The sequence below is a fragment of the Pseudoalteromonas sp. NBT06-2 genome (genome assembly GCF_002276045.1).
Classification (GTDB): Bacteria; Pseudomonadota; Gammaproteobacteria; order Enterobacterales; family Alteromonadaceae; genus Pseudoalteromonas.
On sequence record NZ_NQMR01000023.1, the window covers coordinates 1 to 21,469 of the forward strand.

A 21,469-nucleotide genomic window follows, 5' to 3' on the forward strand; every position below is an offset into this window, starting at 1 on the left:
GCGCAAGTGTTTTTTTGAGAAAATCATCTTTTTTTGACTGTTCGCTCACTATATAAACAAAACATCCTAGAATAGGACGTTTCTATTGAGTAAAGCCTGTAAAAAAGGCTTTCTAGTATATTTAGGTTAGGACCTATTTAACGAAGATCTCCATTTCTTCTCCAATTTGCTTACGCATGTCCATTAAACGTATTGCAGTATCATGCTGCTTAATATCAGCTTCAGATTCTGGCACCCATTTTGGAATTTCAATTTTTTGACCTGTTTCATCAACAGCAACCATAATCACAATACAATGTGTTGTGATACGTCTATTTAATGATTTTGGATCACAAGCAGTTACTTCTAATGCAATATGCATTGAAGATGTACCGGTATAAATAACTTTGGCTTCCACTTCAACTAAACTACCTACATGTATAGGTGCAACAAATCGAATACCACCGGCATAAGCTGTAACACAATAGCGCCCACTCCAACCTGCAGAGCATGCATAAGCAGCTAGATCAATCCATTTCATTACTGCGCCACCATGCACTTTGCCCCCAAAATTAACATCTTGCGGCTCTGCTAAAAATCTTAATGTAATATCGCGTTGCGGTTTTTTCATGATGTACTCTCTATAATGCCTAATGAAATAAGTTATTTTTCAACTATATAAAGTATTATTTAATAATAGAACAAAGTTAGTCAAAGCATAAAGCTATAAATCTGATATTATATAAGGTCAAAACGGCCTAAAAGTACAGCTTTGTACTCAAGGTCTATTATATACAGGTCATAACAGATCAATTATAGGAAAAACACCTTGAGTCAAACCACCTTTACATCCGTTAAGTTACAACCAGCCCTTATAGAGAATCTAACTTCTCTGGGTTATAACAATATGACGCAAATTCAAGCCGAAAGTCTACCCCATGTTCTTGCGGGTAAAGATGTGATTGCACAAGGAAAAACTGGTTCTGGAAAAACTGCAGCTTTCGGTTTAGGCATATTAGAGAAATTACAAGTTAAACAATTTCGAATTCAATCATTGGTACTTTGTCCTACACGAGAATTAGCAGATCAAGTTGCCAAAGAAATTAGAAAACTAGCCCGTAGCATCCATAACATTAAAGTATTAACCATTTGTGGTGGTATGCCATTTGGTCCGCAAGTAGGTTCTTTAGAGCACGGTGCACATATTATTGTTGGAACTCCAGGCAGAATAGAAGATCACTTATATCGCGGTACGTTAAAGTTAGATAATGTGACCACTTTAGTTCTTGATGAAGCTGATCGTATGTTAGAGATGGGCTTTCAATCAGCTATTGATGCTATTACTGATGCTACCCCTGATAATAAACAAACATTATTATTCAGTGCGACTTTCCCTGATTCAATCAAAACCGTAGCAGAACATATCATGGTTGATCCTATAATGGTTAAAGTGGCGTCTTCTGATAACAATACAAACATTCGTCAATATTTTTATAAAGTTGAAAATAATAAGCAGCGTTTAGTTGCCCTTCGTTTATTACTTTTAAAACACCGTCCTGAAAGTTGTGTTGTATTTTGTAATACGAAACTTGAAACACAAAGAATATCTGATGAATTAAATAACTTTGGCTTAAGTGCACTAGCATTAAACGGTGACTTAGAGCAAAGAGACAGAGATCAAACCTTAGTTCGCTTTACTAATAAAAGTGTCTGTATTTTAGTTGCAACTGATGTTGCAGCTCGAGGTTTAGATGTTGACTCGCTTGATATGGTGATCAACTTTGAAGTTGTTCGTGATCCTGAAGTACATGTACATCGTATTGGACGTACAGGTCGAGCCGGTAAAAAAGGTGTTGCTCACTCTATTTTCATCGAAACAGAAACACATCGTTTCGAAAAAGTTTCTGAGTATATGAATCAAGAATTCGATATTTCTGTATTACCACCATTTAGCATATTAGAAAAACCTGGTTACAAACCTGAATGGGCCACATTACAAATTGATGGTGGTAAAAAGCAAAAAGTGCGTCCTGGAGATATCTTAGGTGCATTAACAGGTAAAAATGGTATTGCTGGTAAACAAGTTGGCAAAATCAATATGTTTGATAACTGGGCATATGTAGCAGTACATAAAGATGCTTCAAAGCCAGCCCTTGCAAAATTATCGGAAGGTAAATTAAAAGGTCGCTCATTTAGAGTAAGACGTATTAGATAACGACACTTATCGCCTTAAAAATTAGATATATATTAAATACACAGAATTTAGGAAATAAAAACATGGTACAAGAAAAGAAATTTGATTACACCGTAATTCAAGACGGTGAAAAATGGCATGCTGAGATCACTCGTCGTGTTTCTGCTAGAAAAACAAGCGTTTCTAAGCGTAAGAAAGGGTTTGAATCTCAAGAAGCTGCAGAGCAATGGAGTAAAGAACAGTTAGAATTATTCTTACAAAATCTACAAGAACGTAATAAGCGTAAAGCTGAAAAACGTGTAGTTAGAAATGAGGTTGAAGCAAAAGCTATTGAAAAAGAAGAAGAATATAAATCTAAACGTTTAGCTGCTCGTCTTGCTGCTGAAGAAGAAAGAGAAGAAGACGAATAAACTCGCTACACGATTTTATAAAGTCCATTTGGTGGACTTTATAAAATAAAAAAGCTTAATTTATCAGCTCAGAAATTACTTCCAATTACTTAATACATCATGCACTGATTTTTTAGGTGTTTTAACTAGTTTTTTCACTAATGAAAATTCAATATCAGTTAAACCATAATCATTTTTTATATCATCTAACATAGTAATCCAAAGCTTCGCTGTCATTTGGGAATCAAATAAAGCTCTGTGAAAACCACCATCTGCAGAAATATTTTTATATTTAATTAAATCCCCCAACTTATGCGTTGGTGCACTTTGATAAATTCGACGCGCTAATAACATAGAACAGCTAAATTCACCCGAGTAACTTCGTGAAATTTGATTTAGTTCGGCATCTAAAAATCGTTTATCAAAAGAAGCGTTGTGCGCGACTAAGTTTGAACCTTCAATAAAGTCTGCAAACTCATTCATTACTTGAGCACAAGTAGGCATACCATTTAACATCTGATTACTGATCCCAGTGTAATCTTCAATAAAACCACTGATACGAAAGCCGGGATCCATTAATTGACTAAAAGATTCTGTTACTTCTGAATTTTCAATGCGCACAGCACCTATTTCAATTGCACGATCACCCATATTTGGCGATAAGCCTGTTGTTTCAAAATCGAGAATTACTAAGGAGCTTGCTGAGTTGTTAAATGCCATGCTGAATTTCTGCTATAAAATTTTGCATATTTTACGCTTATTATATATTTCGAGCCATTATATTTCATTAATATTTTCTTACGTTTACCCTTTGTTAAGCACTTATAAAGCATGTAACTTAATATTGTAAAAATATAGACCCAAATTAATAAAGGAAGCTACAAATGAAATTTACCAATATATCTTTAGTACTTGCGCTCGTAATTTCAGGAAGCAGTACAGCCTATGCAGCGGATAAACACAAAAAAGATAATAAGAATAAAAAAAATAAAACACTCACCGAATTATTAAAAAATAAAGTAGTAGCTAAAGGTCTATTAACTTTTTACCAAGATAAAAAAACCGGTGAAAACTTAATGCTATTAAATAATAACCAATTAAATACTCCTATTTTATATTTTGCCCATACCGTTGACGGTGTAACAGATGCAGGTCATTTTAGAGGCGCTTACAGAGAAACAAAAATAATAGAATTTAGGCGTTACTTTAACCGCATTGACATTATAAGCAAAACAGCTAGACATAAATTTGATCCTAAAAATCCGATCAGTAAAACACAAAATGCCAATATCTCAGAAGCTGTGCTAGCAAGTATAAAAATCGAAAAAGAAGAAAAAGGCCAAATAGCCCTTAAAGTAAATAAGCTCTTTTTAAGCGAAGCATTACATAAAGTGTCACCTTGGGCGCGACTCAATGATAAAAACGCTAAAAAACGTTTTAATTTAGGAAAACTAAACGGTAAGAAATCACGCATAATTAGCAAGCGTAGCTACGATAATAACGTAGATGTTGTAGTTGATTATGTATTTAATAACAGCAACCCTAAAGTATACGGCTCAAAAGCAGTTACCGATCCCCGTTCAGTCTCAATTAAAATCCAACATTCGTTTGTCGAATTACCTAAAAATGACTTTAAGCCGCGCTTAGATGATGCACGTATAGGTTATTTCACTCAGCAATATGATCAAATGACATCAAGTGAGTGGGCACCATATCAAGATGTCATTAATCGCTGGGATTTAACTAAAAAAGACCCTTCTGCAGCATTATCTGAACCAATCAAACCGATTGTTTGGTGGATAGAAAATACAACACCCCATGAATGGCGCAAAACAATTGAGGAAGCCGTTTTAGATTGGAATATTTCATTTGAAAAAGCAGGCTTTAAAAAAGCGATTCAAGTAAAAGTCCAACCAGATGATGCTAAATGGGACGCAGGTGATATTAATTACAATGTATTACGCTGGACGTCTTCACCACGCCCATCATTTGGTGGTTACGGCCCATCATTAGCAAATCCATTTACTGGTGAAATATTGGGTGCCGACATAATGTTGGAATTCGTATTTATGAAAAACCGTTGGGTATACGACAAGTTATATAGCCAAGGCGCAGCAAGCTTAACTGATATAACAGCGCAAATTGAGGGTTTAAAATGTAGTGCAGGTCACGATTTACAACAGGGCATGATGTTAGGAAAAGTTTTAGCAAATGGTTCATCAATCCATGAAAAAGCATTATTAGATGAAGGCCTTCGCAATCTTATTCTACATGAAGTAGGTCATACATTAGGGCTTAGCCATAATATGAAAGCTTCTATCCTTTGGAATGAAAAAGAAGTCTATGATAAATCGTTAACTAAAGGTATTTTAACTGGATCAGTAATGGATTATACACCAGCAAATGTAGCACCTATTGGTGTAGCACAAGGTGATTACTTTCAAGTAAAACCTGGCTCATATGATAACTGGGCAATTGAATACGGTTATTCTACAGCATTAGATGATGAGATTGCTGAGAAACAAAGATTAAACAAAATTTTATCTCGCTCTGCTGAAAAAGGTTTAGCTTTTGGTAATGATGCTGACGATATGCGCCGACCAGGTCAACATATAGACCCACGTATCATGATAGGTGATATGTCTTCAGATCCAGTAGCCTATGCCACTGACCGTATGGCATTAATAAATCATACTTTTGGTAAACTAAAAAAACGCTCATTAACTGAAGGAGATTCATATCAACAACTACTGATCTCTGCTAATGTTTTATACGGACAATACAAAAAGCAAGCTGAGGTAATTTCGCGCCAAATTGGTGGTGTTTATGTTGAGCGTAATTTTGTTGATAGTAAAACTGCCTCACAACCTTATACACCAGTACCAAAGGCAACACAAAAAGCGGCGATGACTGCGCTGAGTAAATACGTGTTTGCATCAAATACATTAGTAGCGATACAACCGCTTTATACGCATTTACAACACCAACGCCGTGGCTTTAGTCACTACGCTAAAAATGAAGACCCTAAAGGTCATAAAATGGTGTTAAATATACAAAAATCCGTATTAAATCAGTTATTACATGCAAATGTTTTACAACGTATTTCTGATACTAGCTTATATGGTAATGAATATGACTTAACAAGCTTTATGGAAGATTTAACATCTTCAATATTTGTGGATGAAAAATCAGTTAACTCGATGAGCAAAAACCTACAAATTGAATATGTACAAAGATTAATTAAAATCGCTGGCATAAGTAAAAAATCAGCATACGATAATTTAGCTAAAGCATCAGCGCTGTATCAATTACAAACTATTTCTGGGCAAGATGCTCCTTGGGGTGCAGATGACTCAACAAAAGCACACAAAGCATATTTAGATTTGATCATCAAAAGAGCTCTAGAAGCTTAAACTTTTAAATCACGATAAAAATCAAATGCACTTAATAGCAAATATTAAGTGCATTTTTATTTTTCACTATTTGGTATATTCGGATATAAAAATTGAATCGCTTTATTAATTTTAGCTAACGATTCAGGGTTTTTATCTAAATATCCCTTTGATAAATAGATGCCAAAAGGCCTTACTTTTTGTACTACGCTTTTATATTTCAGATTTGAATGACCTAATTTTCCTATTGCTTCTAAAAAAACAGCTTCAGATAAAAATAGTGCATCTAAACGGCCTTTACTGAGCATTTTCAAAAGTGTTTGTGGTTCAAGAACTCCTGATACAGATCTAAATTCATTTTTATTAAGCCATTTATGGGTTCGGAATGGCCTATTTTAATTTCATATATGGCACGATCATAGTCTGTGGTTAATTTTAAGTTATATGTTATACCTGCTTGGTCCAATATTTGGGTTACGCGAGTAATGCCTATTCCTGTTAATTCACCATCTTTTTGATAAGTATAAGGAGGAAAGTTGGGCAAAATAAATCTAACTGACTCTACTGCAAAGAGCCAAGGACTAAAAAATAAAAAAATAACACTTCTTAAATTCATTAGCCCTATTTAATCAATTTATTTATAGCTAGTAAGTATAGCTAATATATTAACTATTCCTTAAAATTTCACCAAAATTATAAATTTATTGCTTTATAATCTGGAATTTCCAAAAATAACATAGTATCGGTTTTTTAATTTGTGTAATCACATTACCTAGTACAACACATAATAAACCTAAAGTCGAAAACACAGTCCATTGATAGTTTTCAAATATACTTGAAATAATTAAAGCAACTATTGGCGTGATCACTAATAAATATGAGGCATTATTGGCCCCGATTCTATCTACTAATAATAAATATACCGTAAAACCAATAACCGATGCTGGAATAGCTAAATAAGCAAGACTTGCTAAATAACGTGTACTTAAAGTGATTTCAAAACTTAACCCTTTAAATAAAATAATAAGTAATAAAGTAATACAGCCATATATCATGGCATAGCTAGTCGCTGTAAAAGGCTGAACTTTATTTTTGTTATTACGAATACTTATCATATTGCCAATAGAAAAACACCAAGTTCCTGCTAGTGCATAAAACAAACCAAGCAAAACCTCTTTAGATAAATTGGTTTGCATTAAATCTCCTGCAAATAATAAACTAATACCCGTTAAACCAATTACCGCACCGAACCAAAAGTTATTACTGGCTTTTATACCATAAAAAATTCGACCGTGAACTGCATTAAAAATAGGCGCGGTAGCCATAATAACAGCGGTTAAACCACTCGCAATATAAGTGGTAGAACTGTAAAAGAATAAAAAATTACAACAAAATAAACAAGCCCCCTGAACAGCGAAGTATTTTTGATCTGTTATTTTCACCGATTGCAGTTTATTAAATGCTTTTCCGATAATAAACATCACTATCGCAGCAAATAAAAAACGATATAAAATAGATACTTCCATAGGTGTGCTTCCTTGCTGCCATTTAATTGCAATCCAAGAAAATCCCCATACAAAAATCATTAATGCATATAAAAAAGCAGTCATGTTCATTCCCCAACACATAATAAAAAAAAGATTATGAATCCATATGCCAAGCTTTTCTGTCACTATATTTTGTAAACTAACACAATATTGCGGTTATTATTTCCTGAAACCTTGAGCCCTTAATAGTTAACCGTTAAAGTTAATGTATGAACGCTATTATTGAAAAAAGCATCAACAAAAAGCCTATCAGTTTTGAGCTATCAAAAAAAACCTGTGTAAGACAAAAGTCTTTAACGCATGGCTTAACGTGGGCACATTATCGTAATAAGGATGAGCACTTATCCTATGAAAATAAGAACCAACATACATTAAGTATGTACTTAACTGGTGGCTATAATACCTTTAGAACCGATATTAAAGCGAACAAAGGTGCGCCAGGTAAGTTTTGTTTAATGCCTAAAGGTGCTGATAGCCAATGGCAGGTGGGTGATACCCAAGAATTTATGCATCTATATTTTGATGATACTTATATTAAGAAACTGGCATTAAGCGTATTTGATATTGATCCGCGAAGCGTGCAATTACCTGAACTTACTTTTACACAAGACTTAGGCTTAGAAGCTTTATTTCGCCACAATATGGCAACTGCTAATTGGCATACAAATGATATGCACTTGGCTATGGAACAAGTCACAGACACCATCTTAATTTCCATGTTACAAAATATGGGAAATACAAAATTAAAAACACCATTAAAAGGCGGGTTATCTCCTAGAGTATACATTCTTGTATGTGATTACATTCATGCCAATTATCAAAGGCAAATCTACTTATCTGAATTAGCTAAATTAGCGCAATTAAGTGAATATCATTTTTGTAGAATGTTTAAAGAAAGTTTAGCGCAAACACCACAAGAATATTTAGTGAAGGTGAGAATCGAGCATGTTAAAAATGCACTATTACACTCAACACAAAACTTAGCTGACATAGCATTAAAAGTTGGCTTTTCAAATCAAAGTCATATGGGCCGATACTTTAAAAAGCTTATAGGCATTTCCCCTAGAGAGTTTAGAAAGCTAGCTTAACCAACTGATATTTAAAACTAAAATTGTTTACAAAAATATAAAGTTTCACGCCTTAAGATAGTATTAATTTTAATTCTCATCTGACACCATTAGTTGATCGACCCTGAAATAGGGCCTTAATTGAAAACATAATGTAAGGAAGCATTAAATTAAATGAATCATTTTATAAAGCTAACTTATTACTTTTACCAATTATTATTACAGACTGCGGTGATAACCCTTCTACCAAATATCCAGAGCAAACAATATTCCAACATATATACCCAAACCACTTCAAAATGCAGGGTTCAGTTGGAATTAGAAATGCTTTAGGCAAGGCATTGATTGAAGAACATGGTTATTCCCTTTTCAAAATCAATAACGCTGCATAAAGCATTTATAAACCAACCTTACAGGGACTTCTGAGCAAATCATGCTCGTTGTTCCATCTTTTTTTAAGGGAGTAACCATTAATGCAAAGATGCGCCTAGATCATGAATTGCTCAGCAGTCCTGAACCTCACATCTTGAAGTGGCTTGGGTATATATATCATAGCAACACAAGATAGTGTAAAGCTAAAAGTGAATATTATTCTAATGATGTGATTTATTTTTCCTCTGTGAATGAAAAGCAGTTTTTAACAATAAATAGCGATAATAAATTTTAATTAAATGTACAAAGGTCAACTTTAGTAAGTGGTGATCAATTTATAGTTATATTTGAGCGTTCAAACGGTAATATTTTAGAATCAATAGCTTCATTACCCGATTTTATTCAATTTATCTCTCCACTTGAAACACAATAAATTGACTATAGCTCTGAAGATTTGATCATTGAATGAGACTTAGCTTTTACCAAAGAAAATGCATTATACCTACAGGGAGAATGTTTAGTAGAAACTTATCTATCCGATTTTAAGGATATATCAGGCTCTAGCTTTGACATTGCACCAGGCCAAACAAGTTTAATAATTGATTCAAATAGCTTACAAATAAAAGCTTGGTATGAACAGGATACTTGTGCAATAACTGCGCACTTTTATAATAAAAATTCAGGCTTAACTGATAAAGACTTTGCTGGCGGTACTTATAAAATTAGCAGCCATTCAACTCGTACATTCATATTAAATAATTTAAAGGCAGGTAATTAATCATATTACCTTTATTATTTACTTCACTTTAAGCTTAGTCTAAGAGGAAAAAGCAAATTGGTATGCTGGTATTACTGCAGGTTTTAACCACTCAGATGGCGATAATATAGGTGATCCAGATACAAAATATGGTATAAGGTGGATATCTTTTAAATCAGTGGCTAGCCGTTGAATCAGAGTTAGTTTTACATGGAAATGAATCAAATTGATTCTATGATTCAGTTGAATTCTCTAATGAGTGCGAGACTTTAAAACAAGAATATAATTATGGTTTTATTGGACTGCGGGTCACTAAACCTGTTGGTAATGTATTTGCGTTTACTGCTCGTTTAAGTGGGGCTTTGGCCAATTATGACTCTAATTTAACCGGTAGCGAAAGTAAGTTTAATGTGAGTGGTTCACTAGGTATATTATGGAATATTGGCCAAACTAGCCAACTCACTTTAGAGCTACAGCAAGTAGATTATGCACTTGTTAATAAAGCCCATGAAAATATCATTAGCTCTAACCTTGCTTTCACTATGAAATTCTAATCAACTATTGTTATTAACTTGTCTAAGTCATATTGTTTATATTGAGAAGTCTCTTTTATTAAAGAGACTTTTTTATTTTTATACGCCTCTATACCCAAGCCACTTCAAGATGTGAGGTTCAGGACTGCTGAGCAATTCATGATCTAGGCGCATCTTTGCATTAATGGTTACTCCCTTAAAAAAAGATGGAACAACGAGCATGATTTGCTCAGAAGTCCCTGTAAGGTTGGTTTATAAATGCTTTATGCAGCGTTATTGATTTTGAAAAGGGAATACCATGTTCTTCAATCAATGCCTTGCCTAAAGCATTTCTAATTCCAACTGAATCCTGCATCTTGAAGTGGTTTGGGTATATATAATATTGCGTAGGCCAATTATGTGGCTGTATATTCTTATTTTTAACCCCTCAGATCTGTCACATCAAAAGTCGCTGTATGAGGTAAATTAACATTACTCCCCAGCACACTATCCCGGATATCAATATAACTATCACTAAAATCTGCACAAATACCAAATTTATTTATACCGTAATCCCAAAGTACACCAGTATAAACAGATACGGGATCTAAATAAGTTGTTTGAATTTGAATAGCTGAATTTTTCTCTTTCACTGCTTCACATAAACCTAACGCCACAAAAGCATCACAGCTATGACCTATAGCATGTATCGATGTAATTTTGCTTTATTCAATCAGCTTTAATCCTATTTGATAGCCAATTTTTTTGCTGAAACAGAGCAGATTAATATATTGTCAGAAAACTCAGACCAATCTAGACTAATATTTTGTTGAGCTACATCTGTATTATTTTTCTTAATTAACATTTGTAATACATCACTCCAACTATCAGAGTTATCTTTTACACCATGTGCTGAAATAGAGATAAACTCAGCTTGTGAATTTAAAGGAATATTGATGACCGATGATAAATCTCTGGGCCAAAAAGCATAAGCGATAAAGCCAAGAGAGCCCAATATAAATGGAATGCCAGGAATAATCACTAATAGCCAAACAGCCCATCGGACTAACTGTTTTTTTGAAATTTAATTTATATTTAAAGGCTTAATTTATATTCTAAAAGATATTATAATTAAAATATAAGATAACAAATTACATATTGGGCAGCTACCTAACAGCCTAATATTTCACGTCTTGTTGCACTAAGAATTTCTCGGTATTTTTACCTTGTATTAAGGCCAGCGTTGCTAGAATCTCCGCTGAAAACATTGTGGTGTAACATCAATAGGCCAGCCTGTTTTAACACCTTAAATATAGCTATAACGCTTATCATCTTTTAATAAAAACGTTTTGCAGATCCACTTGTTGCGAGTGCTCCTTGTGATAGGGAAATCAACATAATTTGATTGTTATTAAGATTAGGTTTTTATCCTACTTTAAATAATGAAAGGTTTAATGGCACAGAATCACCTAACCAATAAGCAAAATCCGTATGATCTTTCATATCATCACCGGTTTGTGCATGCACAAGTACACTAAGATTATTACGATTCTTATCAAGCCATGGGATAAACTCATTAAAATCTTTATCAGTAAAACTTATTTGGCAACTATGTTTTGGATGAGGCCCCACTGGTTTTAAATGAACTCTACCGACCTTTAAATCAAAATTCTTACCAGCTCTAGCACATAAGTCACTCGCAAACTTCAATGTATCAGTATCGAAATATACATGTGCGTGATAAAAATGATGACTGTTTACCGGATTTTTAAAATCAATCATTTATATTTCCCTTATTTATTTAGATTGTAATTATAATTGTGCTGTAGAAAACATAATTACCTCTTTAAGTTCTGAAAAACTTGCCCCATTTCGCGCCATCACAGCCAAACCAAATTGCAACGATATAACAAAACAAGCCATAACTGATGGTGAGCGTCCACTATTAACACTGCTTTTCATAGCTTCATTGCTAAAAGCCTCTATCAAAAATGATTTTGTGGCTGCGTTTATTTTCAATATGGCCTGTACGGCGTCTTTTGGAATACAAGTACCACCAATCTCACTTGTACTAATACAAACGAAACACCCACTAGGCAATTTAGGATCTGTCACCATTTCAGCAATAGATATTAAGTAATCTTGCACTCTATCAGTCAAAAGTTTATCTGCTGAAAAAAGGTACTTTCCATGAATCACACCATGTTTTTCCACATACTTTTCTAACGCACTTTTATACAGGTTTTCTTTATTACCAAATGCCGAATATAAGCTAGGTTTATTAATCCCCATAGCAGTAGTCAAATCCGATAAAGAAGTACCTGGATAACCATTTCTCCAAAAGACTTCCATTGCTTGCTCTAGAGCTATGTCTTTATCAAAAGAGCGGTGACGACCAGCTTTCATTTTTTTCTCTTTAAGTTTATTAAATATCTGCTTGTAATTATGTACCGATAAGTATAGATCTGTCAATAATCTACCGATTGGCACAGAATTAATTCACCTTCAAAATAAGACAAATAGGAATAAGAACATGTAAAATATATCAGGTGAAACAGCGGTATAGGCTATGCAACTGCGAAGAAATTTAAAGCACTAGGGGCTAATGTCATAATTACAGGAAAATCTGAAAAAAGAGTACAAGTTGCCGCAAATGAGTTAGGTGCTAAAGGAATTGTTGCTGATGTAATGAATTTATCGGCATTAGGTGATCTTGTAGGTCAAGTTAAGAATGAATTTGGTCAACTTGATATTTTATTTGTTAATGCGGGGGTATTTATGCCCGGACCAGTTGGCCAAATTACCGAGAAAGTATTCGATACTCAAATGGCCATCAATTTTAAAGGTGCTGTATTTACTATTGAAAAATTTCTATCCATATTAAGTAATGGTGCATCTATCATTAATTTATCTTCTATCAATGCTTATACTGACATGCCTAATACAGCTATATACGCTGCTTCAAAAGCAGCTTTAAATGCATACACTAGAACAGCCGCTACTGAGTTAACGCCTAGAGAAATTAGAATCAATTCAGTAAACCCAGGAGCAATTTCAACCCCTATTTTTGGTAAAATAGGCATGCAAGAAGAACAGATAAACGACTTTGCCAACGCTATACAAAATAGAATTCCTCTAAAACGCTTTGGGCAATCTGAAGATATAGCAAACCTTGTGACTTTTTTAGCATCTGATGATGCTTCATTTATCACAGGTAGTGAATACAATATTGATGGTGGTATGAATATAAACCTTCTTTTATCTTAAAACTTAACCTTATAAACCTGACTGCATAATAAATGCAGTCAAAAAATCGACTGAATAAAGAGAAGGTCATATGACTAAGCACATATTAAGAGTTGATAGCAGTATGCGAAAGTATGGCTCCTACAGTCGTAAGTTCGTTGATACTTTAGTTATGCAACTCAATAAAAAAGAACAGCACATAATAAAATCACGAGATCTCTGTGAAGGGATACCATTTATTGATGAACAGTGGATCGCTGCAAATGTCACCCCAATTAATGAACACACACCTGAAAAAAGTAAAGCATTATTGCAATCCGACTCTCTAATTAAAGAGTTACAATAATCTGATATTATCGTTATTGGGCTAGCTATTTATAACTTTTCAGTACCTGCAGCATTTAAAGCTTGGATTGACCAAGTGGTAAGATCCAACACAACTTTTCGTTATACTAAAAGTGGAGCTGAGGGTTTACTTAAAAATAAGAAAGCATATGTGATCATTACCTCTGGCGTTACTAAAAAGGATAGTGATATTGATTTTTTCTCTGAATATATACGCCATATTTTAGGCTTTATTGGTATTAAAGATCTCACTTTTATTGATAGTAGTGGAATTGGACATAACGAAACTAAGGTTTTATCCCTAGCCAATAAGGCTATTATGGCAATTTTGAATAGAACAAACCAAATAAAAAGCAACGAGTATAAGGGTTACTTGTTGCTTTGAGGGGAATTAATTCATATGTTTAACTGAGCAATTAAAATTAGTGGCTAAAAATATGCTCATTTAACTCAGCTAAAGCATCTAACCATTTACTAACAGTTTTTTCGTCATGGGGTGCAGGTGATACTCCTTTGACCAAGTCACCAGCAATTAAAGACTCAATCGCTATCGCAACAGTTAAAGAGACTAAACGCGCCATCGCTGAACCATTTTCATTGCCGGCTTCATCTACACCATAGCTACCATTAAATACTGTTTTATTTCCTTGAGGATCTTTAACTTCAAGCTCAACAGATAATACAACACGGTCTGATTCGCCTTCATCATATTGGTGATTAGTCCAAAGCCCATCACTGATAGCTTGCAAACGTTTCATGCCTGCATCGCCAGTTAAAGTATCAACTTCAGTGAACAAGCTATTCCATGCTTGTGCCCAGCCATTTAAACGTAAAGTTCCGCGAACAAACTCTTGCACATTCCAATCATTATCAAAACCATATTGCGTTTGAAATGGGATTGAGTCACGGTTTGGATAAGCCTGAAAAGTCTCTTTCGAACCATCAGCTAAAGTCACATCAAAATCTGATAATGCTAACCAAGGTTTTTCTATTTGTTTTACTTGGCCTTCACCTATCCATTGTGCTGGAGATTTAAGCGCTTTTAATACACCTAATGGTGACCAAGAGAATTTATATTTAAAGTCATTAGCTACTTTAGGAAAACCACCACAATATGAACGGAAGTAATGCTGGTTATTTTTATCAAAGTACTGTGATGCCTCATATTTAGCGACTAAAGTATGTGCGAATAAATGGTCTAAACCAGGATCTAAACCCACTTCATTTACAAAGCTTAATCCTGCTGACTTTGCTTTTTCATCTAACGCCTGCATTTCGGGTGATATATAACTACTTGAAACAAAATGTACTTTATTACCTAAACAAATCTCAGCCACTTGTACGTGCATAGTTGCGGGTAACATAGATATAACAACATCGCCCGCTTCTATTTCTTGCTCCAATGATGACCATTCTAGTTGTTTAACTGGAATATCAATCTTTAAGCTTGTTACTGCTTGCTGCGCTTTTTCTAAAGTACGATTCCATAACACTAATTTTTGTCCAGATAATGCAACTTTACGTATACCTGGTAGTGATGATAACCCTGCGCCTAACCAATGAACTGTGCTCATGTTATTCTCTTATATTTGATTAATTTTTTGATTAAATACGTGATTAGCTCTTTGCCAAACACCTTGTTCTAAATTATCTAGCTGTAACAAATGTGGTAGTAATTGCTGACAAAAATCTTCGCTACTTTCCACAGGAAGTAATGAAGGGAGGTGATCAATTGCAATTAAATCTAATGGGTTGTCGCCTTCAACTAAACGTAATGTAGGATCAGAAAATGTTGTGCATTTATCATAAATAGGCAGCGGATTATAATCGCCATAAGGATCACAACTTACATCACAAATAATTGATAACCTACGATCTGCTTGATGAAGCATTTCAGTTGTTAAAAATGGTGGCAATGCGGATTGAATATATACACAGTTAACCACAACATCACATTCTAAAAGTTGTGGAAAAGGCCCGCCAACTTTAGTTTCTTCAATGTCCCATTCTATTACTTGAGCGCCAACACTTTTAGCCATTTCAACAGCACCGCGACCGCTTCGGCCTTTTGCACCTATCACCAAAACTTTAGCTGATTTATCACTAAGCGCTAATAAAGATTTAATTTCATTCACTAATGCATCTTGATTTGGTGATGAAGCTAACTTTGGTAAAACCGGAATCAATTGCTGTGAGCGTCTTGCAAATGCCTTTAAGGCAACAGCTGCGCCAGCAAAACCAGCCCAATAACCAAATGCTGCTATTCGACGATTATTTTCATCAACCAAGTACTCAAGATCAAATAACTGACCTTGCCCTTGAGTAAAACGTTGTAATACTTCTTTCCAACCTTGCTGGTTTTTATATACGTGAGCAAAGTGAATATGTTTATGGTCTAATGGCCATTTTTCTTTCGTTAGTTCTTTTAAACCAAGGATAATAGTATCAAGTGGCGCTTCACGCCAACTATGTGCAGTCTGTATATCACACCCTATATCACGGTATAACTCACTTGAAATTGCACTTTGCTCAGACTCTTCAACTGTTATTTTAAAGCCCGCATCTAAAAGCTGTTTCGCTACATTTGGGGTAAGCGCGATGCGCTCTTCTAGTGGTTTTGTTTCAGCACGCAACCAAATATGTACTTTACTCATATGTAATGACCTCAGACGACTGCTTTTCAATATTTTTGATTGAATAAGTAAAATGAACTTGAATTATTAGTGCTATTTATAGTACAAATAGAATACATTATCAACGATATAAATTATACGATATAGTGAATTCTAAAATTTAATCGTCAAAATAGAGGGTATTTTGTGGAGAATTTAGCGTTATTTGATGCCAATTGTTCTGAGTCAACAATTCAGAATTTAGTAGCTAAGTATTACAATTTATTAGTAAAAGTTAAAAAGTTACCTGGGTATATAGATCTAAATTATCGATTAACTGCACAAAATGGCAAAAAATATATTTTAAAAATAGCCAATAGCGCAGAACTTTTCACTGAACTCGATATGCAAAATAAAGTGATGCAATTTATCGAGCAAAACCCCATTGAGCAGTATCAATTCCCTCAAGTGATTACTGATATTAAAAATCAAGATATTACTATTTTAATTGATACTAAAAATCAGCCTAGATATATGCGATTACTCAGTTTTGTTGAAGGTATTTTTTATTCAGAACATAAAAATATTAACTCTCTTCACCATCAACAACTCGGTAGCATGCTAGGGAAATTCAATAATCAGTTAGCTAATTTTGATCATGAAGCCAGTGAGCGTTATTTAGATTGGGATTTAAAAAATGCACAGCAGGTAATTGAAAGTAAAATACATGGGCTAAGTTGTGAGATACAAAAACAACAAGTTAAACGCATTCTATCTACTTTTATCCATCAATTTTCGCCTTTTACTGAAAAATTACCACTAGCTGTGATCCATAACGATATTAACGATTACAACTTATTATTATCAAATAATGATGATAATGCACATATACAGGGTGTGATTGACTTTGGCGATATGGTCAAAAGTTATCAAATAAATGAATTAGCCATTGCATGTGCTTATGCACTTTTAGATACAAAAAAACCATTATCGGTCATCAAAACTGTCACCTTAGCTTATCATCAACAAAGAGCACTTAACCCAAGCGAAGCTTGGGTTTTATTTCCACTGATTTGTGCACGTTTAGCCACCAGCGTATGTAATTCGGCTCAAGCAATTAAAGCTGAACCTGACAATGAATACTTACTTATTTCAGCTAAACCAGCATGGCGAGCAATAGAAAAGTTATTAAAATTGGATGCTAAAACCATAGGTTTTGAACTACAAAGGTTATGTCTGTTTGAATCTAAAAATAATCAACAACATCAAGAAATCTTAAAAAAAAGACACGATAGCCTATTTAAAACACTCAGTATTTCTTATAAAGATCCACTTATCATTGGGTGTGGACAAGGGCAATACTTATTAGATGAAAATAATGTCGCCTATTTAGATATGGTTAATAACGTTTGCCATGTTGGTCATTGCCACCCAAAAGTCGTTGAAGCAGGTCAAAAACAAATGGCAATGCTTAATACCAATACCCGCTATTTAAATAAAAACATTATTGAATATAGCGAAGCACTATTAAATAAAATGCCAGATGAACTATCTGTTGTAATGTTTGTAAATTCAGGCAGTGAAGCCAATGAATTAGCCATGCGTTTAATGCAATGTTACAACAAATCAAATGAACTCATTGTTGTTGATGGCGCATATCATGGTAATACCAACAAAGCGATCGAGATCAGCCCTTATAAATTTAATGGACCAGGCGGTGATGGCCCTGCAGACAACATTCATATTGTGCCTACGCCAGACCCTTATCGTGGTAAGTTTAAAGGTATGAGCGAAAAAACAGGCCAAGCTTATGCTGAGTCGGTTAGTGAAATCATTAGTCAGCTCACACTTCAAGGTAAACAAATTGGCGGATTTATTTGTGAATCTTTACAAGGTGTTGGTGGAAATTTAATTATGCCTGATGGCTATTTAAAATCTGTATATCGTTCAATTCGCGCTGCTGGTGGATTATGTATAGCAGATGAGGTTCAAGTTGGATTTGGTAGAGTAGGTACACATTGGTGGGCCTTTGAAACGCAAAATGTGGTACCAGATATTGTTACCCTAGGTAAGCCAATTGGCAATGGTCATCCATTAGCAGCAGTAGTCACTACCAAAAAAGTAGCTGATGCTTTTGTGACTGGTATGGAGTATTTCAATACATTTGGCGGAAACCCAGTGTCATGTGCTATAGGCAAAGCGGTGATCTGTACCATAGATGAAGAAAAGCTAAGAAAAAATGCGCTCATGACTGGTAACTATATGATGACACAACTTCGACAATTGCAAAATCAATTTCCTATCATAGGCGATGTGCGAGGTTTAGGTTTATTTATAGGTGCGGAGTTAATACGAGATAAAAATCTAACACCAGCAACAGAAGAAGCAAAAAAATTAATTGAGCAACTCAAAGCTCGTAACATTTTACTCAGCTTAGATGGCCCATTTAACAACGTATTAAAAATCAAACCACCTATCGTTTTTAATCAAAGCAATGTTGATTATTTCATAGCTCAACTAAAGGATTGTTTAGCATATTTGTAACACTACTTCCCAAACCACCGCTAAATTAAAAGCTAGTTTGGGAATAAAAATCCGCATATATAAGTACGGATTTCAAAGATAGTATTTACCAATAAAAACATAATAAGGAAATACCTATGCCTCAAACTAAAGTTCCTAGCTTGCTGGATTCTCTCACCCCTATCGTTGCACTTTTACTGATGCTTGCAACTTCTGTTTATTTATTTTCATCTGATAGCTCTTCTGGTGCCAATCAAATTGCATTGATTATGTCTGCTTGTATCGCTGTATTAGTCGCCGTAAAAAATGGCTATAAATGGAAACAGCTAGAAGCAGGTATCGTAAAAAGCGTCGCTTCAGTTACTGGTGCTTTACTTATTTTATTTGCCGTGGGTGCGCTTATTGGTACTTGGATATTAGCAGGTACAGTACCAACAATGATTTATTACGGTATTCAACTATTAAGCCCTGATTATTTTTATGCTGCAAGTTGCTTAATTTGTGCCGTAATAGCGATTTGTATTGGCAGCTCTTGGACAGTTTCGGGCACCTTAGGTATCGCCTTGATTGGTATCGCTGCGGCATTAGGGTTAAACATAGAAATCACTGCTGGTGCAATTATTAGCGGCGCATATTTTGGTGATAAAATGTCACCATTATCAGATACAACAAATTTAGCTCCTGCTGTAGTGGGTACAGATATATTTAAACACATTAAACATATGAGTTGGACAACTGTACCCAGTATATTAATCGCTTTAACGGGTTTTTTAATACTAGGATTCAATAGCAATGTTGCAAATTCTAATACGCAGTTAAATGGTATATTAATGGTATTAGATTCTGATTTTGATATCGGCTTACACCTATTATTGCCTTTAGTTGTTGTTTTGTTTTTAGCTTATAAAAAAAAACCTGCATTTCCCACTGTCATTCTAGGCTCTTTAGCAGGTGCTTTGTGTGCACTGGTTTTTCAATTTGAAGGCATCGTAAAGTTTGCTAACGATGATAATTTATTACCTCTTATTGCTGCATTAAAAAGTATTTGGATCACAATGTTTTCAGGATATAAAGCTAATACCAGTGATACCGTAGTCAATGCACTATTAAGCCGAGGTGGTATGAGTAGCATGCTCAATACCATTTGGCTTATTTTATGCGCGATGGCTTTTGGCGGAGTGATGGAAGTCAGCGGTATGCTAAAACGCATCGTGCAATCGCTATTAACATTAGTAAAAGGCAGTGCTAGTTTAATTATTACAACATTAATCACCTGTATCGGTGCAAATATTATTACTGCAGATCAGTACATCGCCATAGTATTACCCGGTCGTATGCTTAAGGTTGAATATGCAAAACATGGACTAGATCCCGTGAACTTAAGCCGTACCATAGAAGATTCAGCAACAATAACAAGCCCATTAGTACCTTGGAATACATGTGGTGCATATATGGCTGTTACTTTAGGCGTAGCAACTGTCGCTTATTTACCATATGCCTTTTTTAATCTGATTTGTCCTATTTTAAGTGCTATTTACGCGTATTTTAATATAAAAATAGAACGACTTGAGGAAGATTTAGTCGCAGCTTAAAGAGAGCAGCTCTAAACAACCCCAAAAAAGTTCAGGACATGACAAGCCCTATAAAAATAATTCCTATAAAAATAATTCCTATAAAAGGTAATTATTTTTATTATTTTGGCAATAAAGTGTTGACTCTGACCACAATACAATTGATAATCATTATCATTAATTGCAAAATCCTGGCTCTTGTAATCAATGCACTCTGTACAACTACTACTTGCTACATAAAATTATATCGGTGACGGTCGATAAATTGCTCCAAAAGCCCTAACGGGCTTTTTTATTGCCTAAAATAAAATTATTAAAGTTAATGCGCATCATTTTTTTCATAACAAAATAAAGTACAATATCTAAAAAATCACACAGGTTAAGCAATGAAAACACATTCAACTAAAGGAGAATTAAAAATAATACCTTTAGTATTAATCGCTATTGCTTTAGTGATAGCAGGCCATTTTTTAATGAAGCCTATTTTTTATAATACGCTTTGGGTTGAATATTCATTAGCGCTCTTACCTTTTCTTTTAATTTTATTAGTCGTCTGGGCCTTTAAAATCGCAATTAAAAATGAAAACAACAATGATGATCGGATTAACTAGTCATCTCTATGTCAGCAGAAGTAGGATAATAAAACAGTCGATAAAGCTTTTTTCATGTTAATTTAATCCACTTTAAGAACAATTAAAATGCACAGTGATATCTGGTATTCTCGGGCACAAGGGATATGCTTTGGTGGAGTATAGGAAGAATAAACGCCATTTCTCCTGAAACCTAAAGTATGCTATCAGTCTTTTGTTTTCATATTCTGCCGTTATTCCTCTTTTATGACTATGAGCTATCCCAATTTAGGGTGTTTGTGCGACTCATTCGACTGGCTTCTGGCAGTTTAAGGTAAAAAGACAAAAGTTCCCATGCTGTTATACAAACCAGCTGTTTTGATTTATTCACTTT

Annotated in this window: 22 protein-coding genes and 1 pseudogene; 11 read left to right on the forward strand and 12 right to left on the reverse strand. The window is 34.4% G+C overall.

The genetic code is table 11. From position 1 onward, the window contains the following. Positions 1 to 133: 133 nt before the first annotated feature. Positions 134 to 610, reverse strand: coding sequence for an acyl-CoA thioesterase (locus CJF42_RS06850; protein WP_095365967.1), 477 nt, complete (start codon positions 608 to 610; stop codon positions 134 to 136). A gap of 198 nt (positions 611 to 808) precedes the next feature. Here CJF42_RS06850 and dbpA point away from each other — a divergent pair, with 198 nt between their 5' ends. Then, positions 809 to 2,194 carry an ATP-dependent RNA helicase DbpA gene (dbpA, locus tag CJF42_RS06855; RefSeq protein WP_095365968.1) on the forward strand — a complete coding sequence of 462 codons (1,386 nt, stop codon included), beginning with the start codon at positions 809 to 811 and terminating at the stop codon, positions 2,192 to 2,194. A gap of 62 nt (positions 2,195 to 2,256) precedes the next feature. Beyond that, positions 2,257 to 2,583, forward strand: a complete 327-nt coding sequence (locus CJF42_RS06860; protein ID WP_095365969.1) for a DUF3622 domain-containing protein — start codon at positions 2,257 to 2,259, stop codon at positions 2,581 to 2,583. A 75-nt stretch (positions 2,584 to 2,658) separates the two neighbouring features. Here the strand turns inward: CJF42_RS06860 and CJF42_RS06865 are convergent, their stop codons facing one another. Beyond that, on the reverse strand, positions 2,659 to 3,282 hold the full coding sequence (locus CJF42_RS06865) for a 3'-5' exonuclease (RefSeq protein WP_095365970.1): 624 nt from the start codon (positions 3,280 to 3,282) through the stop codon (positions 2,659 to 2,661). A gap of 164 nt (positions 3,283 to 3,446) precedes the next feature. Between CJF42_RS06865 and CJF42_RS06870 the strand changes: the two genes are divergently transcribed. After that, positions 3,447 to 5,975 carry a zinc-dependent metalloprotease gene (locus tag CJF42_RS06870; RefSeq protein ID WP_095365971.1) on the forward strand — a complete coding sequence of 843 codons (2,529 nt, stop codon included), beginning with the start codon at positions 3,447 to 3,449 and terminating at the stop codon, positions 5,973 to 5,975. 56 nt (positions 5,976 to 6,031) lie between these two features. On the opposite strand, the gene CJF42_RS06875 is transcribed toward CJF42_RS06870, so the two are convergent. The 3 genes from CJF42_RS06875 to CJF42_RS06885 form a co-directional block, all read right to left on the reverse strand. Then, positions 6,032 to 6,262, reverse strand: coding sequence for a transporter substrate-binding domain-containing protein (locus CJF42_RS06875; protein ID WP_095365972.1), 231 nt, complete (start codon positions 6,260 to 6,262; stop codon positions 6,032 to 6,034). Positions 6,263 to 6,264: 2 nt separating this feature from the next. Further along, entirely contained in the window at positions 6,265 to 6,570 is a 306-nt protein-coding gene (locus tag CJF42_RS06880; protein WP_095365973.1) for a transporter substrate-binding domain-containing protein, read from the reverse strand. A gap of 85 nt (positions 6,571 to 6,655) precedes the next feature. Then, positions 6,656 to 7,564, reverse strand: a complete 909-nt coding sequence (locus CJF42_RS06885) for a DMT family transporter (protein WP_095365974.1) — start codon at positions 7,562 to 7,564, stop codon at positions 6,656 to 6,658. A gap of 146 nt (positions 7,565 to 7,710) precedes the next feature. Here CJF42_RS06885 and CJF42_RS06890 point away from each other — a divergent pair, with 146 nt between their 5' ends. From CJF42_RS06890 to CJF42_RS06900, 3 genes are all read left to right on the forward strand, one after another. Beyond that, positions 7,711 to 8,589: an AraC family transcriptional regulator gene (locus CJF42_RS06890; RefSeq protein ID WP_095365975.1), complete on the forward strand. Its 879-nt coding sequence runs from the start codon at positions 7,711 to 7,713 to the stop codon at positions 8,587 to 8,589. Between the two features lie 412 nt (positions 8,590 to 9,001). Beyond that, on the forward strand, positions 9,002 to 9,136 hold the full coding sequence (locus CJF42_RS29035; RefSeq protein WP_286203477.1) for a hypothetical protein: 135 nt from the start codon (positions 9,002 to 9,004) through the stop codon (positions 9,134 to 9,136). 923 nt (positions 9,137 to 10,059) lie between these two features. Then, complete coding sequence (locus tag CJF42_RS06900) at positions 10,060 to 10,251, forward strand: hypothetical protein (protein ID WP_095365976.1); 192 nt, start codon at positions 10,060 to 10,062, stop codon at positions 10,249 to 10,251. A gap of 78 nt (positions 10,252 to 10,329) precedes the next feature. Here the strand turns inward: CJF42_RS06900 and CJF42_RS29040 are convergent, their stop codons facing one another. The 5 genes from CJF42_RS29040 to CJF42_RS06920 form a co-directional block, all read right to left on the reverse strand. Continuing rightward, the gene (locus tag CJF42_RS29040) at positions 10,330 to 10,452 is read right to left on the reverse strand and encodes a hypothetical protein (protein WP_286203478.1); all 123 of its coding nucleotides are present in this window, start codon (positions 10,450 to 10,452) and stop codon (positions 10,330 to 10,332) included. A gap of 197 nt (positions 10,453 to 10,649) precedes the next feature. Then, on the reverse strand, positions 10,650 to 10,886 hold the full coding sequence (locus CJF42_RS06905) for a hypothetical protein (RefSeq protein ID WP_095365977.1): 237 nt from the start codon (positions 10,884 to 10,886) through the stop codon (positions 10,650 to 10,652). Positions 10,887 to 10,954: 68 nt separating this feature from the next. Next, positions 10,955 to 11,251, reverse strand: coding sequence for a hypothetical protein (locus CJF42_RS06910; RefSeq protein ID WP_095365978.1), 297 nt, complete (start codon positions 11,249 to 11,251; stop codon positions 10,955 to 10,957). Positions 11,252 to 11,634: 383 nt separating this feature from the next. Next, positions 11,635 to 11,991, reverse strand: coding sequence for a DOPA 4,5-dioxygenase family protein (locus CJF42_RS06915; RefSeq protein WP_095365979.1), 357 nt, complete (start codon positions 11,989 to 11,991; stop codon positions 11,635 to 11,637). Between the two features lie 30 nt (positions 11,992 to 12,021). Further along, positions 12,022 to 12,615 (reverse strand): TetR/AcrR family transcriptional regulator, encoded by a 594-nt coding sequence (locus tag CJF42_RS06920; protein WP_095365980.1) that lies wholly within the window; start codon positions 12,613 to 12,615, stop codon positions 12,022 to 12,024. A gap of 156 nt (positions 12,616 to 12,771) precedes the next feature. Here CJF42_RS06920 and CJF42_RS06925 point away from each other — a divergent pair, with 156 nt between their 5' ends. Beyond that, the gene (locus tag CJF42_RS06925; protein WP_095365981.1) at positions 12,772 to 13,476 is read left to right on the forward strand and encodes an SDR family oxidoreductase; all 705 of its coding nucleotides are present in this window, start codon (positions 12,772 to 12,774) and stop codon (positions 13,474 to 13,476) included. Between the two features lie 70 nt (positions 13,477 to 13,546). Next, positions 13,547 to 14,185: pseudogene (locus CJF42_RS06930) on the forward strand (FMN-dependent NADH-azoreductase). Positions 14,186 to 14,222: 37 nt separating this feature from the next. Here the strand turns inward: CJF42_RS06930 and CJF42_RS06935 are convergent. Together CJF42_RS06935 and CJF42_RS06940 are read right to left on the reverse strand one after the other, a co-directional pair. After that, the gene (locus CJF42_RS06935; RefSeq protein WP_095365982.1) at positions 14,223 to 15,374 is read right to left on the reverse strand and encodes a saccharopine dehydrogenase family protein; all 1,152 of its coding nucleotides are present in this window, start codon (positions 15,372 to 15,374) and stop codon (positions 14,223 to 14,225) included. Between the two features lie 9 nt (positions 15,375 to 15,383). After that, positions 15,384 to 16,454 carry a saccharopine dehydrogenase gene (locus CJF42_RS06940; RefSeq protein WP_095365983.1) on the reverse strand — a complete coding sequence of 357 codons (1,071 nt, stop codon included), beginning with the start codon at positions 16,452 to 16,454 and terminating at the stop codon, positions 15,384 to 15,386. A 165-nt stretch (positions 16,455 to 16,619) separates the two neighbouring features. On the opposite strand from CJF42_RS06940, the gene CJF42_RS06945 reads away from it, so the two are divergent. The 3 genes from CJF42_RS06945 (at position 16,620) to CJF42_RS06955 (ending at position 21,117) form a co-directional block, all read left to right on the forward strand. Then, complete coding sequence (locus CJF42_RS06945; protein ID WP_095365984.1) at positions 16,620 to 18,956, forward strand: aminotransferase class III-fold pyridoxal phosphate-dependent enzyme; 2,337 nt, start codon at positions 16,620 to 16,622, stop codon at positions 18,954 to 18,956. A gap of 116 nt (positions 18,957 to 19,072) precedes the next feature. After that, the gene (nhaC, locus tag CJF42_RS06950; RefSeq protein ID WP_095365985.1) at positions 19,073 to 20,527 is read left to right on the forward strand and encodes a Na+/H+ antiporter NhaC; all 1,455 of its coding nucleotides are present in this window, start codon (positions 19,073 to 19,075) and stop codon (positions 20,525 to 20,527) included. A gap of 365 nt (positions 20,528 to 20,892) precedes the next feature. Beyond that, positions 20,893 to 21,117, forward strand: a complete 225-nt coding sequence (locus CJF42_RS06955; protein ID WP_095365986.1) for a hypothetical protein — start codon at positions 20,893 to 20,895, stop codon at positions 21,115 to 21,117. Positions 21,118 to 21,469: the final 352 nt, after the last annotated feature.